The organism is Bradyrhizobium sp. Kon58 (assembly GCF_055807455.1).
Genome location: NZ_JBVVOT010000222.1, coordinates 1 through 363, shown reverse-complemented (window position 1 = coordinate 363; position 363 = coordinate 1). Strand labels below are relative to the sequence as shown.

1 protein-coding gene is annotated in these 363 nt (G+C 60.9%); it reads left to right on the top strand.

What is annotated here, in order from left to right; all coding sequences use genetic code 11:
* Positions 1-363, top strand: a 363-nt coding sequence (locus tag AC0L20_RS40210; protein WP_473295703.1) for an isocitrate/isopropylmalate family dehydrogenase, incomplete at both ends; no start/stop codon positions are given.

The window sequence follows — 363 nt, the reverse complement described above, 5'->3', positions numbered from 1 at the left end:
ACCCTGCCTTACAGCGAGAGCGAAATCCGCCGTATCGCCCGTGTCGGTTTCGACATGGCCCGCGTACGCAGCAAGAAGGTCTGCTCGGTGGATAAAGCCAACGTCCTGGCCTCCAGCCAGCTGTGGCGCGAAATCGTCGAAGAAGTCGCCAAGGATTACCCGGACGTCGAACTGAGCCACATGTACGTCGACAACGCCGCGATGCAACTGGTGCGCGCGCCCAAGCAGTTCGACGTGATCGTCACCGATAACCTGTTCGGCGACATCCTGTCCGACCAGGCGCCCATGCTCACCGGTTCCATCGGCATGCTGCCCTCGGCGTCGCTGGATACCAATAACAAGGGCATGTACGAGCCTTGCCAC